The sequence below is a fragment of the Pseudodesulfovibrio hydrargyri genome (assembly GCF_001874525.1).
In the GTDB taxonomy this organism is placed as follows: Bacteria; Desulfobacterota; Desulfovibrionia; order Desulfovibrionales; family Desulfovibrionaceae; genus Pseudodesulfovibrio; species Pseudodesulfovibrio hydrargyri.
On sequence record NZ_LKAQ01000005.1, the window covers coordinates 28,506 to 42,809 of the forward strand.

The 14,304-nt window shown below is 64.6% G+C and carries 13 protein-coding genes; 11 read left to right on the top strand and 2 right to left on the bottom strand.

Annotated features, from left to right (window positions below; genetic code table 11):
* Nucleotides 1-14 precede the first annotated feature (14 nt).
* The 11 genes from fbp to BerOc1_RS17490 all read left to right on the top strand — a co-directional run bounded on the left by fbp (nucleotide 15) and on the right by BerOc1_RS17490 (nucleotide 13,460).
* On the top strand, nucleotides 15-1,046 hold the full coding sequence (gene fbp, locus BerOc1_RS17440) for a class 1 fructose-bisphosphatase (protein WP_071547201.1): 1,032 nt from the start codon (nucleotides 15-17) through the stop codon (nucleotides 1,044-1,046).
* Complete coding sequence (gene tsaD / locus BerOc1_RS17445; protein ID WP_071547202.1) at nucleotides 1,046-2,137, top strand: tRNA (adenosine(37)-N6)-threonylcarbamoyltransferase complex transferase subunit TsaD; 1,092 nt, start codon at nucleotides 1,046-1,048, stop codon at nucleotides 2,135-2,137. Before fbp ends, tsaD begins: the two co-directional genes overlap by 1 nt.
* Nucleotides 2,138-2,281: 144 nt before the next feature.
* Nucleotides 2,282-2,602: a thioredoxin gene (gene trxA / locus BerOc1_RS17450; RefSeq protein ID WP_071547203.1), complete on the top strand. Its 321-nt coding sequence runs from the start codon at nucleotides 2,282-2,284 to the stop codon at nucleotides 2,600-2,602.
* A gap of 3 nt (nucleotides 2,603-2,605) precedes the next feature.
* Nucleotides 2,606-3,523 carry a thioredoxin-disulfide reductase gene (gene trxB / locus BerOc1_RS17455; RefSeq protein ID WP_071547204.1) on the top strand — a complete coding sequence of 306 codons (918 nt, stop codon included), beginning with the start codon at nucleotides 2,606-2,608 and terminating at the stop codon, nucleotides 3,521-3,523.
* An 8-nt stretch (nucleotides 3,524-3,531) separates the two neighbouring features.
* A complete protein-coding gene (locus BerOc1_RS17460; RefSeq protein ID WP_071547205.1) occupies nucleotides 3,532-4,260 on the top strand; it encodes an outer membrane protein assembly factor BamD in 729 nt (242 codons plus the stop codon).
* Between the two features lie 34 nt (nucleotides 4,261-4,294).
* Entirely contained in the window at nucleotides 4,295-5,158 is an 864-nt protein-coding gene (locus BerOc1_RS17465) for a hypothetical protein (RefSeq protein WP_071547206.1), read from the top strand.
* A gap of 2 nt (nucleotides 5,159-5,160) precedes the next feature.
* Nucleotides 5,161-7,212, top strand: a complete 2,052-nt coding sequence (gene fusA, locus BerOc1_RS17470) for an elongation factor G (protein WP_071547207.1) — start codon at nucleotides 5,161-5,163, stop codon at nucleotides 7,210-7,212.
* 90 nt (nucleotides 7,213-7,302) lie between these two features.
* A complete protein-coding gene (locus BerOc1_RS17475) occupies nucleotides 7,303-7,755 on the top strand; it encodes a DUF2062 domain-containing protein (protein WP_071547208.1) in 453 nt (150 codons plus the stop codon).
* Nucleotides 7,756-7,923: 168 nt separating this feature from the next.
* Nucleotides 7,924-9,981, top strand: a complete 2,058-nt coding sequence (locus tag BerOc1_RS17480) for a methyl-accepting chemotaxis protein (RefSeq protein ID WP_242653097.1) — start codon at nucleotides 7,924-7,926, stop codon at nucleotides 9,979-9,981.
* Nucleotides 9,982-10,118: 137 nt separating this feature from the next.
* Nucleotides 10,119-12,374, top strand: coding sequence for a chemotaxis protein CheA (locus BerOc1_RS17485; protein WP_071547210.1), 2,256 nt, complete (start codon nucleotides 10,119-10,121; stop codon nucleotides 12,372-12,374).
* An 18-nt stretch (nucleotides 12,375-12,392) separates the two neighbouring features.
* The gene (locus BerOc1_RS17490; RefSeq protein ID WP_071547211.1) at nucleotides 12,393-13,460 is read left to right on the top strand and encodes a protein-glutamate methylesterase/protein-glutamine glutaminase; all 1,068 of its coding nucleotides are present in this window, start codon (nucleotides 12,393-12,395) and stop codon (nucleotides 13,458-13,460) included.
* A gap of 115 nt (nucleotides 13,461-13,575) precedes the next feature.
* Here BerOc1_RS17490 and BerOc1_RS17495 read toward each other — a convergent pair whose 3' ends face one another.
* Nucleotides 13,576-13,908, bottom strand: coding sequence for a DUF190 domain-containing protein (locus BerOc1_RS17495; protein ID WP_071547212.1), 333 nt, complete (start codon nucleotides 13,906-13,908; stop codon nucleotides 13,576-13,578).
* A 21-nt stretch (nucleotides 13,909-13,929) separates the two neighbouring features.
* A complete protein-coding gene (gene crcB / locus BerOc1_RS17500; protein WP_071547415.1) occupies nucleotides 13,930-14,304 on the bottom strand; it encodes a fluoride efflux transporter CrcB in 375 nt (124 codons plus the stop codon).

A 14,304-nucleotide genomic window follows, 5' to 3' on the forward strand; every position in this document is an offset into this window, starting at 1 on the left:
GAGGGGGCAGGCAAATGTCGCAACAGGTAACCGTTACCGAGCATATTCTTCTGCATCAGAAGATGGTGCCGGGCGCAACAGGCCAGTTCACGCGACTTTTCAACGAACTCGTGCTCTCCGCCAAGATCATCGGCCGCGCCGTGAACAAGGCGGGACTGGTGGACATTCTCGGCTTCACGGGCGACGTCAACGTTCAGGGCGAGGAGGTCAAGAAGCTTGACGAGTACGCCAACCGCATCCTCATCCACCGTCTGGCCCGGTCAGGCGTGCTCTGCGCCATGGCCAGCGAGGAGAACGCGGACATCATCGAGGTCCCGGAATCCCTGCCGCGCGGCGAATACATCATCATCTTCGATCCCCTGGACGGCTCCTCCAACATCGACGTCAACGTCAACATCGGGACCATCTTTTCCATCTTCAAGCGCAAGAGCGACCCGAACGCGGCGCTCATGTCCAGCGACGTGCTCCAGAAGGGCAGCGAACAGGTGGCCGCGGGCTACGTGCTCTACGGCTCCTCGACCATGCTGGTATTCACCTGCGGCGACGGCGTGCACGGCTTCACCCTGGACCCGAGCGTGGGCGAGTTTTTGCTCTCGCACCCGAACATCCGTATCCCGGAGCAAGGCAAGATCTACTCGGTCAACGAGGGGTACGAGCGGTACTGGGACCGCCATACCAAGAAGGCCCTGGCCTATTTCAAATCGCCCAAGAACGCCCTGCGCAAGCCGTACTCGGGCCGGTACATCGGCTCCTTGGTGGCGGATTTCCATCGCAACCTGCTCTACGGGGGCATCTTCATGTATCCCGCCGATCTGCGCGACCCCAAGAAGCCCACGGGCAAGCTGCGGCTGACCTGCGAATGCAACCCCATGGCCTTCCTCGCCGAGCAGGCGGGCGGCATGGCCGTGGACGGCGTCAACCGGGTCATGGACATCGAGCCCGACCACCTGCACCAGCGCATTCCCTTTTTCTGCGGCTCGCGCAACGACGTCCAGGTGGTCCAGGAGATCTTCGAATCCGAGTCCCGGAGAAAGAAGAACCGCTGATGCTCATCCTCGGTATCGAGACCTCCTGCGACGAGACAGCCGTGGCCCTGGTCCGAGACGGCCGCCTGCTGGGGCAGGAGCTGGCCACCCAGGTGGACACGCACGCCCTGTTCGGCGGCGTGGTCCCGGAGATCGCGTCCAGGGAGCATCTGCGCGTCCTGCCCCGGCTCTACCAGGAGCTGATGCGCAAGACCGGCGTGAGCGCCGATGACCTGGACGGCGTGGCTGTGGCGCGCGGACCGGGCCTGCTCGGCAGCCTGCTGGTCGGCGTGAGCTTCGCCAAGGGGCTGAGCCTGGCGTGCGGCGCGCCGCTGATCGGGGTCAACCACCTCTGGGCGCATCTGCTCGCGCCCGGGCTGGAAGGGGAGCTCCGGTTCCCGGCCCTGGGGCTGCTCGTCTCGGGCGGGCACACCCACATCTACCTGGTCAAGTCGCCCACGGAGTTTACGCTGCTCGGCCGCACCCTGGACGACGCGGCCGGTGAGGCCTTTGACAAGACCGCGAAGATGTTGAATTTCCCATACCCGGGCGGACGTTACATCGACGAGCTCGCCCAGGAGGCCGAACCGGATACGGGGCTGTTTCCCCGGCCGTACATCGACAACCCGACCCTGGATTTCAGCTTCAGCGGGCTCAAGACCGCCGTGGCCAACTTTGTCGCCGAGCACCCGGAACTGGTCTTCGGGACCATGGCCGACCCGCAGGCCGTGGCCGACCTGCCCGCGCAGCGGCGGGCCGCCCTGGCCCGGGTCTGCGCCTCCTTCAACTGGAGCGTGGCCGACACCCTGCGTATCAAGGTGGAGCGCGCCCTGAAACAGGTGGGCGAGGTCCGGAGCCTGATCGTGGCCGGGGGCGTGGCCGCCAACACGGGCGTGCGCGAGGCCATGCGCGGGGTGGCCGAGGCTGGCGGCATTGAGCTGACCCTGCCTGGCCTGGCCCTGTGCACGGACAACGGGGCCATGGTCGCCCATGCCGGATGGCTGTTGGCCAAGGCGGGCTACCGACACGGCCTGGACCTTGAGGCTATACCCCGGGGGCGTATTGTTCCACTAGACTGGGAACGGGTGCGAGCGGATGCCCGGGAGTCGTGAAAATTCCCGGCACGCCTTGACAGTAGGGTACATGCGGACCTATTTTAAATAAATTGCGAAAACGATTGCGGCATGGCGCCGCTCCGGCGTCGCCGGACCACGAGAATACAAAGGCCGTTGGCCGAGTAAAAAAAGGAGAACTTCATGGCGAACCAGATCACCGACGGTAGTTTTGAGCAGGACGTTCTGCAGAGCGACATCCCGGTCCTCATCGATTTCTGGGCGCCCTGGTGCGGTCCCTGTCGTGCCATGGGTCCCGTCATCGACGAACTGGCCGAGGAATTCGACGGCCAGGTCAAGATCGTCAAGATGAACGTTGACGAGAATTCCGCCACTCCCGGCAAGTACGGCATCCGCGCCATCCCCACTCTGATCCTGTTCAAGGGCGGCGAAGTCGTCGACCAGTCCACCGGTGCCGTTTCCAAAAGCAGCATCAAGGAAATGATCACGAAAAAGGCGCTGTAATCGATGAAATCTTATGACGCCGTAGTCATAGGGGGCGGCCCGGCAGGAATGACGGCTGCCCTTTATCTTTTACGGGCCGGAGTGAAGACCGCCATGGTCGAGAAACTGTCCCCCGGCGGGCAGGTTCTGATGACCGCGGAGATCGAGAACTACCCCGGGTTCCCCAAGGGGCTCCAGGGGTGGGAGCTGGCGGACAAGTTCGCCAACCATCTTGAGGACTATGATCTGCACCGGATCAACGACGAGGTCAAAGAGATCAAGGTCGGCGCTCCTTGGCACACCATCGTGGTGGGCGACGAGGAAGTCCAGGCCAAGACCGTGGTTCTGGCCACCGGATCGCGGTATCGCAAGCTCGGCGTGCCCGGCGAGGAACGACTGCTCGGACGGGGCGTGTCCTATTGCGCCCTGTGCGACGGCAACTTCTTCCGGGGCCGGGAGGTGGCCGTCATCGGCGGCGGCAATTCCGCTCTCGAGGAAGCCCTGTATCTGGCCCGCCTGGTGAACAAGGTCTACCTCGTCCATAGGCGCCAGGATTTTCGCGGCCACATCTGCTACCAGAAGAAATGCTTCACCCACGAAAAGATCGAGGTCATCCGCAACAAGGTGGTCGAGGAGATCGTGGGCGGGAGCGACGTGGAGGCCCTGGCCCTGCGCGATGTCGGCGACGGCGTACGGTCCCGCCTCGAACTGGACGGCGTGTTTGTCTTCGTCGGGTTCGAACCGATCATGGACTTCGTGCCCAAGGATATCGAGATGGTTTCCAACGGAATCGTGACCGACGTGGAGATGCGCACCAACGTGCCCGGCATCTTCGCCGCCGGCGATATCCGGGCCAAGCAGTGCCGCCAGGTGGCTTCCGCCGTGGGCGATGGGGCGACCGCCGCCACCGCCGCCTTTTCCTATCTTGAGAAATTGGACTAGGAGTCCCCATGCGTCGAATAATGGCCCCCGTCCTTTTGCTCGTCCTGTTGTCCCTTACGGGATGCATGCTGATCGACAGCTATTTCCTGCCTCCGCCGGAGGATACGGCCCAGGAGCTGTACGAGGCGGGCATGGCGGCCATGGACGAGAAGAACTACGGGGATGCCCAGGATTACTTCTCGAAACTGAAGGATCGGTTTCCGTTCAGCCCGTTCTCCCTCAAGGGCGAACTGGCTCTGGGCGACGCCTACTACCTGGACGAGGACTACGTGCACGCCCTGGAGGCGTACAAGGAGTTCGAGGCTCTGCACCCCAGCAACGAGAACATTCCCTACGTGCTCTTCCAGATAGCCAGCACCGATGTTTCCATGTTCAAGACCATCGACAGGCGGCAGGAGAACGTCAAGGAAGGGCTGGAGTATCTTTACCGGCTGGTGGAGACCTATCCCAAGTCCGAGTACGCCGAGGCGGCCAAGGAGATGATCACCAAGAGCCGCCGCATCCTGGCCGAGCACGAGATATTCGTTGCCGACTTCTTCTGGCGCACGGAACAGTACGGCCCGGCCTGGCACCGCTACCAGTACGTGGTGGAGAACTTCTCGGATATCACGGAGCTGCGCGATTACGCCATCAAGCGGGCCGAATACTCCTACTTCGAATACCAGAAGACCTTGTCCGATGACGAGCGCCAGCGTATCCAGGGGAGTTGGAAGCTCTGGCTCAAGCAGTGGCTCTAGCCACTGCCCAACCCTTCAACCGTTGGCGGTTCCCATGCCCGACCCCGCACTGTCACTGCCCGACCTGTTAGGCGAGTCCCTGGTGGACGACGCCCTGTTCGCGGCGGCCTATGCGGAGTCCTCGGATAGGGAACGCGCCCTGATGAAGACCTGCATCGCCCGCTTGTACGACTGGTACGGGCCGCGCAAGGACACGGCCCGCGAGGTCGCCACGCGTTGGCGCGGCGGCTTCGGATCGGTGAGCCGGTCCGCGCCCGTGGATTTCGCCCTGGTCCTGTTCGACGAAAACTTTGTTTCCCCGGCCCGGCTGCTGGCCGCGCTGGTCCCTGCGGCGGCCTGCGGCGTGCCGTGCGTCCTGGCCGTCCGGATGAACGCCGTGGGAGATTGGGCGCGTCCGCTGCTCACGGCCATGGAACTGGCCGGGCAGGAATTGGTGGCCGACCTGACCGGGGAGGACCTCTCCAGCCTGCTCGACGACTTGGCGCAAGCCAAGGCGAGCGGGGCGGTGGCCGATCTGACCGGACGGCCCGGCCTGTGCGCCGGGCGGAGCGGGCTGGCCGTGCACACCCCGGCCTTTGACCGCACGGCCGCGCTGTACCTGGACGACCCGAATACCTTCGACCTCGAGGCCCTGGCCTTCATTCATCCCGACACCGCGTTCACCGTGTTCGGGGCCGACATCCCCCTGCCCGGCGGATTCGTCCGGGGCGGGAAGGATTTCCCGGCTTTCCTGGACGCGGTCCGCGACGTGGCTTTTGTTCCCGCCGACCGGATCGGCGACGCCCTTGACCGCGCCCGGCTCGTTTTCGGGCCCGGCCAGGAAGGGTGCTGGGTCTGGCCGGAACTGCATCCCGGGTTTTTCCTTCACCACCGCACCGCCTGGACCATCGGAGACTGATCGTGAGCAAGAGCAACGCCCCTTCGGCGAAGGTTCTCGGCAACCTCCGCAATATCGGCATCATCGCGCACATCGATGCCGGAAAGACCACGTTGACCGAGCGAATTCTCTATTATTCCGGAAGGATTCATCGCATCGGCGAAGTCCATGAGGGCACGGCCACCATGGATTACATGCCCGAGGAACAGGAGCGCGGCATCACCATCACCTCGGCCGTGACCTCCTGCCAGTGGGACCCGTGCATGATCAACATCATCGACACGCCGGGCCACGTGGACTTCACCATCGAGGTGGAGCGCTCCCTGCGCGTGCTCGACGGGGCCGTGGGCGTGTTCTGCGGGGTCAGCGGCGTGGAGCCGCAGTCCGAGACCGTCTGGCGGCAGTCCGAGTCCTACCACGTGCCCAAGCTGGCTTTCGTCAACAAGATGGACCGGCTGGGCGCGGACTTCGAGGGCGTGCTCGACGACATGGTCCGCAAGCTGCGGGCCAACCCCGTGGCCGTCCAGTACCCGGACGGCGAGGGCCAGGAATTTTCCGGCGTGTTCGACCTCGCGACCATGGAGCGGCTCGAGTTCGACCAGGGAGTCAGCGGCGCGGCCTATACCCGCACCCCGGTCAGCGAGGAGCAGGCCGCCATGCTTTCGCCCTGGCGCGAGAAGCTCATCGAGGTCGCCGCCGAGGAGGACGAGACCATCCTCGACCTGTACCTGTCCGGCGAGGACGTGCCCGTCGACAGGATCCACGCGGCCCTGCGCAAGGCCACCCTGGCGCGCCGGATCGTGCCCGTGCTGGTCGGCTCGGCGCTCAAGAACATCGGCGTGCAGCCGGTGCTCGACGCGGTCTGCCGCTACCTGCCCAGCCCGCTCGATGTCCCGCCCGCCACCGGCGTGGACCCGGTCTCGCACAAGAAGAAGCATTTCGAGGTCTCCTCCAAGGAGCCCTTGTCCGCCCTGGTCTTCAAGGTGGCCATGGACTCCGGCCGCAAGCTGGCCATGATGCGCATCTATTCGGGCCGCATCGAGGCGGGCGGAACCGTGTACAACGTCACCCAGGACCAGGACGAGCGCGTGGCCCGGCTCTTCCGGCTGCACGCCGGGCGCAAGGAGAAGATCGACGTGGCGTTCGCGGGCGACATGGTGGCTGCGGCGGGCATGAAGTTCGCCCGTACCGGCGACACCCTGTGCGACCGATCCTCGCCGGTCATCCTCGAGCAGATCGCGGACTACAAGCCGGTCATCTCCCTGGCCATTGAGCCGCGCAACACCGAAGAGGGCGAGAAGCTCGACGAGGTTCTGGAAAAGTATCTCCTGGAAGACCCGACCCTGGACCTGACGCACGACGAGGACACGGGCCAGATTATTCTGTCCGGCATGGGCGAGCTGCATCTGGAGGTCGTCCTGGAACGGCTCGGGCGTGAGTACAAACTCGAACCACGCGCGGGCAAGCCCCAGGTGGTCTACCAGGAGACCATCGGCGCCAAGGGCAAGGGCAAGGGCGTGTTCAGCCGCGAGTTGGGCGAGGTCATGCATTTCGGCGCGGTGGAGCTCTCTGTGGAGCCGCTGCCGCGCGACAGGGAGCGGACCATCTCGTTCGAGGTGGATACCGAGGCCTGGCCCGCCGCATGGCTGGAAGCGGTGGAGGACGGAATCACCGACGGCCTGCAGAGCGGCGTGATCCGTGGGTACCCGGTGCAGAACGTCCGCGTCCGGGTGCTCGGCCTGGAGCGGCGGGAGGGCGAGTCGAGCCCGGTGGGCTACCGCATGGCCTCGGCCATGGCCCTCAAGGAGGCTTTGTCGCTGGCCGATCCCAAGCTGATGGAGCCGATCATGTGGGTGGAGATTTCCGTGCCCGAGGAGTTTGTCGGCGATGTGGTCGGCCTGCTCGGTTCCAAGGGGGCCAAGATCGAGAACATGATCGACCGGGCCGGGCTCAAGATCGTCCAGGGGCTGGCCCCGCTGGGCAAACTGTTCGGCTTTTCCACGGACCTGCGCTCGGCCACTCAGGGCCGGGCCGGATTTCTGATGAAATTTTCACGTTTTGACGTCCTGGAGTAGGTCTTGACCGAGAGGACAAGTCGTAGGACGCCTCCGGACAAGCCGTCCGGCAGATCCTTCCGGGACAGGTGGAAGGGCGGCAAGCGCTGGATGCGGTATTGGTATCTGCGCATCATGCGCCAGAACTCGTCGCCCAAGAACCTGGCCGCCGCCTGCGCGTTGGGCATGTTTATCGGCGCGCTGCCCATCATCCCGTTCCAGTCCGTGGTGGTCATCGCCCTGGCCTTTGTTCTGCGGGTCAACAAGCTGGCGGCCTGGCTGGCCACCTGCTATTCCAACGCGGCCACCATGGTCCCGTTCTACTATTTCCTCTATGAGGTGGGCCAGGCGGTCACCCCCTTCCGTAACGTGGCCTTCGATCCCGACAAGCTCCGCATGGTCGACATGATCCATGCGGGCTGGCAGGTCTTCGGGGTCATGTTCGCGGGCGGCCTGGCCTTCGGCATTCCGGCCACCATCGCCACCTATTTTCTCTCTCTGTTCGCCATCCGCCGCTACCGCAGGCGGCGGGCCGTCCGCATCCTGCGCAAACGCGAGGAATAGCCCGTCCTCCTTTCTCCTTTTCCCGCAACCGGACGAGACGGACTTTTTCGTCCTATAATTGCCAATATCCCCAAAGAGGGGTAATGGTGGCCCGGTATGTGTTTTTCAATTCACCATCCACAGCATCGCACGGGAGCCAGTTGAATGCCGGTACGTCCAATGGGAAGAATGGTCTTGACGGGATTGGCGGCGTGCGCCCTGTTCGCCGTCGCAACCCTCTGGGAAGGTTGGCTGTATTACGGCCTGGCGGCCGGTTGTGTCTTGCTCGTCTGTATTGCGGTCGGTGCCCGCGAGGAACGTCTCGAGAACCGGCTGAAGGCGGCACTCAAACGGCTGGCCGGAGACGGGGAACCGCTCGGCGGGGACGGGGATCTGCTCGGCGGCGCGCTGGGCGCCCTGGCCCGGGACATGGACGCCCGGCGGGAGGAGGCCGCGTATTTCGAACGGACCCTGCGCGCGCTGGGCAGCCCGGCGCTTGTCTGTGACGCCAAAGGGCGCATCCGCCTGGTCACCCAGTCCCTGCTCAAGCTGCTGCGCAAGTCCGAGCAACAGGTGGTCGGCCAGACCGTGGGCCAGGCCCTGTATGACCGGGACCAGGATTCGGAGACCGAAAAGGCCCTGCGGACCCTGGAGCCCGTGGCCAAGACCCTGGACCTCAAGCTGTGGGACGGGCGCACCGTTCCGGCCGAGCTCTATGTGAATATCGTCTACGACGGCTCGGGCGCGCCCGTCGGCGCGGCGGCCTCCTTTCTCGACCTGTCCGACCAGGCGGCCCGCCAGCGGGAGATCGACGAGCAGCGCGAGCGCATGAAGCTGGCGGGCGAGCGTATCAGCGGCCTGGCCGAGCACGTGGCCTCGGCCACGGAGCTGCTTTCGGCCTCGGCCGACGAACAGGCCCAGGGCGCGCAGAAGCAGCGTCGCCAGACCGCCTCGGTGGCCGCCTCCATGGAGGAGATGACCGGGACGGTGCTGGAGGTCGCCCGCAACGCCACGGTGACCAGCGAGGCCGCGGGCGAGGCCAACACCTCGGCCTCGGAGGGCGTGGCCATGGTTAACGACGCGGTCTCTGCCATCAACCAGGTGGCCGAATCGGCCCGCCAGCTGGGCCATGAGATCGGCGAGCTGGATTCCCAGGCCGGGGCCATCGGCCAGATCATCAACGTCATCAACGACATCGCGGACCAGACCAATCTGCTGGCCCTGAACGCTGCCATCGAGGCCGCCCGGGCCGGAGAGGCGGGGCGCGGTTTCGCGGTGGTGGCCGACGAGGTGCGCAAGCTGGCCGAGAAGACCATGGACGCCACCAAGGAGGTGGAGAACGCCATTATCGCCATCCAGGCGCGCTCCAAGGAGGCCACCAGCTCCATGCAGGCCACCGCGGCCAAGGTGGACGAGAGCACGGCCCTGTCCAACCGCGCGGGTGATGCCCTGCAGCGGATCATGGACAACATCGGCGACATGGTGAAGCGGGTGACCCAGATCGCCACCGCCGCCGAGGAGCAGTCCTCGGCCGCCGAGGGCATCATGCGCAATGTGGAGGACATCGCCTCCATCGCCGAAGACGCGGACGAGGCCGCCGGGCAGGCCGCCGGGGCGACCCGCGAAATGGCCGAGCTGGCCAGGGAACTGCTCGGCGTGTCCCGCGATTTCGGCAGCGGCAAGGTCGGGACGGTCGACAAGCTGCGCCGGTCCGAAGGGCAGATGAAAGGCGTCCTGCCCAAGCTGGCCCAGGAGTACGTGCGCAAGACCTTCGGCGACGAGATTTACACGGCCATGCAGGCCGAGATGGGCGACCCGGTATTTCTGCCCAGCGACAGCTATCCGGACCAGGCCCTTCGCCAGATGGCCGAGTTCGCGGCCGGCAAGGCGAAGCAGACGATCCGTGAGTTTTTCATCGGCCTGGGCCGGTACACGGTGATCCGTTTCAACGAGCTTTATCCCGGCTATTTCAAGAAGGATTCGCTCAAGGAGTTCTACCTGCGCATGAACGACGTCCATGCCCAGCTGACCAAGGCGCAGCCGGGCATCAAGCCGCCCAAGTTCACGTACGAGGACAAGGGCGACGTCCTGTTCATGAACTACCGCTCCAGCCGGGGATTGTTCGAGTATTTCGAGGGCATTCTGCTCGGCGCGGCGGACTTCAAGGGCGAGCGGGTGGCGATCGCCGTGAAGCCCTTTGACGAGCAGTCGGCCCGCGCCGAGATCAAATTTCTCGGACACAAATGATTACCGAGTTTTTGGAAAAGATTATAATGGTCTATTCCGTCCTTTCAAGGTGATATACTGTCAGTACGCCGCAAGTGGCCAACCTTATCCATTCATGCTGTCGAATCGTTTGAATCCGACGTGAGGAGAGTGGCGGAATGTCAGGAGACGACCTGAACAGACAGATATTCAAGGAGGAGGCCTACGACCTTCTCATAGAACTTGAGGGAGCCTTGCTCGAACTCGAGGAAGCTCCGGACGACATGGATCTGGTCAACCAGATCTTCCGGGCCCTGCATACCATCAAGGGGTCCGGTTCCATGTTCGGGTTCGAGGAGATAGCCGCGTTCACCCATGAGGTGGAAACGGTCTTCGACATGGTGCGCAACGGCGACGTGCAGGCCTCCCCGGTCTTGTGCAGCCTGGCCTTGCGTTCCCGGGATCAGATCCGGGCCATGCTCGACGCCGAGGACGACGAACCAGTGTCTCCGGAAACCATGCAGGACATTCTCGACAGCCTGCGGGCCTTTGTCGAAGGGACCAACGAGGCGGCCGGGACCCATGACGTCCTTGCCGGGCCGGGCGAAGAGCCCGGGCTCGAGCTTGAACCGGAACCCGCGTCCGAACCGGAGCCCGGGGGCGAACCGACGCCCGGCGGGGGCCTCCATCAATACGTCATCACCCTCCGGCCCCTGGGCGGCGCCATCGACGCGGACGCCGTGGAAGCGTTTTTCGAGGAACTGGAACGGCTCGGAACCCTCAAGATCGAGTCCGGGCACCGCGACACCGGCCAGGGCTGGGAACTGTCCCTGGCGACCGAGGCCGTGAAGGAGAATGTCCAGGACGTATTTTTCTTTCTGGATGCGGATCTCAAGGTCAAGATCGAGGAGAAGGGCGCGCCTTCGGCGCCGGAACCCGTCCAGGCCGAGGAAAAGCCTGAGGAGCCCGCCGTACCGGCTCCGTCCCAGCCCGCGCAAGCCGAGAGGGCGGGCGGACCGGCCACGCCGGTATCCAGTTTCGCGGACGACGACGAGCCCGTGCGCGTTCCCAGGATCGGCGAGATGCTCGTGGAGAGCGGGGACGCCACCTATACGGACGTGGCCGAGGCCCTGACCTCCCAGAAGGGCGGCGTGAACAAGCCGCTGGGCCAGATCCTGACCGAAGCGGGCAAGGTCCCGGCGGACAAGGTCAGCAACGCCGTCAAGCGCCAGGGCGAGGCGCGGGAAAAGGTGGTCCACAAGAAGCGCGAAGAGGCTCTGAGCAGCATCCGCGTGGCCGCCGACAAGCTGGACTACCTGGTGGATCTGGTGGGCGAGCTGGTCATTGTCCAGGCGCAGATCACCCAGGTGGTCAGCGAGAAGCACGATTCGGCCCTGACCCTGCTGGCCGAGGAACTGGAGCGCCTCAGCGACGAGCTGCGCGATTCCACGCTGGGCATCCGCATGTTGCCCATCGGCACCTCCTTCAGCAAGTTCCGCCGCCTTGTGCGTGATCTTTCGGCCGATCTGGGCAAGCAGATCACCCTGTCCACCAGCGGCGCGGAGACCGAACTGGACAAGACGGTCATCGAACGGCTGGGCGATCCCCTGGTCCACCTGCTGCGCAACTCCATCGACCACGGCATCGAGCAGCCTCAGGAGCGCCAGGCCAAGGGCAAGCCGCCGCAGGGCAACATCATGTTGTCCGCCGAGCATTCGGGCGGCGAGGTGCTCATCCGCATCACCGACGACGGCAAGGGCATGAGCAGCGAGATGATCCGCGAAAAGGGCATCGAGCGCGGCCTGATCACCAAGGACGCCGAACTGACCGAGAAGGAGCTGCTCAAGCTCATCTTCGAGCCCGGCTTCTCCACCGCCAAGGTCGTGACCAGCGTGTCCGGCCGGGGCGTGGGCATGGACGTGGTAAAAAGGGCCATCGACTCCCTGCGCGGGACCATCGACATCGACTCCAAGCCGAACGTGGGCACGACCATCACCATCCGCCTGCCCCTGACCCTGGCCATCATCGACGGGTTGCAGGTCCGGGTGGAGAACGAATACTACGTCATCCCGCTGTCCCTGGTGGAGGAGTGCGTGGAGCTGTCCCGCAGCGAGGTGGAGGAGGCCGGGTCCGAGCAGCGCATCCTGCATCTGCGCGGCGAGATCGTCCCGTACATCCATATCCGCGAATGGTTCAACATCGAGGGCGAGAACCCGCCCATAGAGCAGATCGTCATTACCGGCGTGGAAGGCAGCCGCGTCGGCATCGTCGTGGACACGGTCATCGGCGAGCACCAGACCGTCATCAAGAGCCTCGGCCGCGTCTACAAGGATGTGGAAGGCATATCGGGAGCGACCATCAAGGGCGACGGTTCCATTGCGCTCATTCTGGACGTTCCCAGTCTGGTGCGCCGGGTCATTGCAGAATCCAGATAGCATTTCAAGAGGTTACAGATGCGCAAGATTCGAGTTCTCATAGTCGACGATTCGGCCGTTGTGAGGCAGACGCTCGAGGACATCCTGTCATCCGATCCCCAGATCGAGATCATGGGTACTGCCGTGGACCCTTACGTGGCCGCCGAGCGGCTCAAGAAGGAAGTCCCGGATGTCATCACCCTGGACATTGAAATGCCGCGCATGGACGGGCTGACCTTCCTGCGCAAGATCATGAAGCAACGGCCCATCCCGGTGGTCATCTGCTCCTCCGTGGCCGGGGAGGGCACCAATACGGCGCTCAAGGCCCTGGAATACGGTGCCGTGGAGATCATCACCAAGCCGAAGGTGGGCACCAAGAAGTTTCTCGAAGAGTCGAAGATCCGGCTCATCGACAAGGTCAAGGCCGCGGCCATGGCCGGGACCCGGCCCATCCGGCCCGCGGCTCCGCCCATGCAGGTCAAGCCCAAGCTCAGCGCGGACGCGGTCATCCCCATGGGTAAGCCCACAGCCTTGTCCCCGACCGAGAAGATTTGCCTGGTGGGCGCGTCCACCGGCGGCACCGAGGCGTTGCGCGTCTATCTCGAGGCCCAGCCCGAGAACTGCCCGCCCATCGCCATTGTCCAGCACATGCCCGAGCACTTCACGGCGGCGTTCGCCAACCGGCTCAACGGCATCTGCCGGATCAACGTCAAGGAAGCCAAGGACGGCGACGCCCTGATGCGCGGGCTGGCCCTGGTTGCCCCGGGCGACAAGCACATGCTCCTCAAGCGCACCGGGAACAAGTATTACGTGGAGGTCAAGGACGGCCCCCTGGTTTCCCGGCACCGGCCCTCGGTGGATGTGCTGTTCCGCTCCGGGGCGCGCTACGGCGGGGCCAACGTGGTGGCCGCCATCATGACCGGCATGGGAGACGACGGGGCCAAGGGCATGAAGGAGCTCAAGGACGCCGGGGCGTACACCATCGCCCAGGACGAGGCGAGCTGCGTGGTCTTCGGCATGCCCCAGGAAGCCATCAAGCAGGGCGGCGTGGACAAGGTGTTGTCCCTGGAAAAGATCGCGCCGGAAATGGTTCGGGCCTGCGGCTGAGTCCGCGGGAAGGGATAGGCCCAACGAAAGCGCCCCGGAGGATATCCTCCGGGGCGCTTTCCGTTGTCTTTTGAGCTCGTGGGATGCAAGGTGGCAATTCCCGAGGCCGCACGGCCTAGCTGTGGCGGTAGGCGATGACGTCCACCGGCTCCCTGGTGACCATGCCCTCGTTGAGCATGGCGTCGAGCCTGTCGAGCAGGGGGGCGAGTTTGTCCGGATGGTCCACGACCTCCACGACCACGGGCAGGTCCTCGGACAGGCGCAGGATTTTTGAGGTGTGGATCAGGCTGTTGGCGCCGAAGCCCATGAGGCCCCGGTAGACCGTGGCCCCGGCCAGGTTCATCTCGCGCGCCGCGCGCACGATGGCGTCGGCCAGCGGCTGGCCGTCGAACTTGTCGTCCTCGCCGATGTAGATTCTGATTCGCTCCGCCTTTTCAAGCAATTTCATGGCGTTCCCCCTATTGGTTGGTTAGATCAGGCGGCCCAGGGCGATGCCCGCCAGGACCAGGACCAGCCCGATCACGGACTGCCCGACGACATTGGCCATGGCCATGGCCATCTGCCCGGACTTGACCAATGTGGCGGTCTCGAACATGTAGGTGGAGAAGGTGGTGAACGCGCCCATGAATCCGGTCAGGATCAGGAGCCGGGCCCCGCTGCCGGGGAGCAGGCGGTTCTCGAAGAACCCCCATACCGCACCGAAGAGCAGGCAGCCGGCCATGTTCACGAAAAAGGTGCCTGCCGGGAAGGAGCCGCCCGCTATGCGCTGGGCCACGCCGGACAGATAGTAGCGGCCGAGCGCGCCCGCGGCCCCGCCCAGGGAGATGTAGAGAATTTTGGTCAG

Excerpts from the sequence above, each read along its gene's own strand:
- fbp (WP_071547201.1), top strand. The coding sequence starts at position 15 with ATGTCGCAACAGGTAACCGTTACCGAGCATATTCTTCTGCATCAGAAG.
- tsaD (WP_071547202.1), top strand. The coding sequence starts at position 1,046 with ATGCTCATCCTCGGTATCGAGACCTCCTGCGACGAGACAGCCGTGGCC.
- trxA (WP_071547203.1), top strand. The coding sequence starts at position 2,282 with ATGGCGAACCAGATCACCGACGGTAGTTTTGAGCAGGACGTTCTGCAG.
- trxB (WP_071547204.1), top strand. The coding sequence starts at position 2,606 with ATGAAATCTTATGACGCCGTAGTCATAGGGGGCGGCCCGGCAGGAATG.
- BerOc1_RS17460 (WP_071547205.1), top strand. The coding sequence starts at position 3,532 with ATGCGTCGAATAATGGCCCCCGTCCTTTTGCTCGTCCTGTTGTCCCTT.
- BerOc1_RS17465 (WP_071547206.1), top strand. The coding sequence starts at position 4,295 with ATGCCCGACCCCGCACTGTCACTGCCCGACCTGTTAGGCGAGTCCCTG.
- BerOc1_RS17475 (WP_071547208.1), top strand. The coding sequence starts at position 7,303 with ATGCGGTATTGGTATCTGCGCATCATGCGCCAGAACTCGTCGCCCAAG.
- BerOc1_RS17480 (WP_242653097.1), top strand. The coding sequence starts at position 7,924 with ATGGTCTTGACGGGATTGGCGGCGTGCGCCCTGTTCGCCGTCGCAACC.
- BerOc1_RS17485 (WP_071547210.1), top strand. The coding sequence starts at position 10,119 with ATGTCAGGAGACGACCTGAACAGACAGATATTCAAGGAGGAGGCCTAC.
- BerOc1_RS17490 (WP_071547211.1), top strand. The coding sequence starts at position 12,393 with ATGCGCAAGATTCGAGTTCTCATAGTCGACGATTCGGCCGTTGTGAGG.
- BerOc1_RS17495 (WP_071547212.1), bottom strand. The coding sequence starts at position 13,908 with ATGAAATTGCTTGAAAAGGCGGAGCGAATCAGAATCTACATCGGCGAG.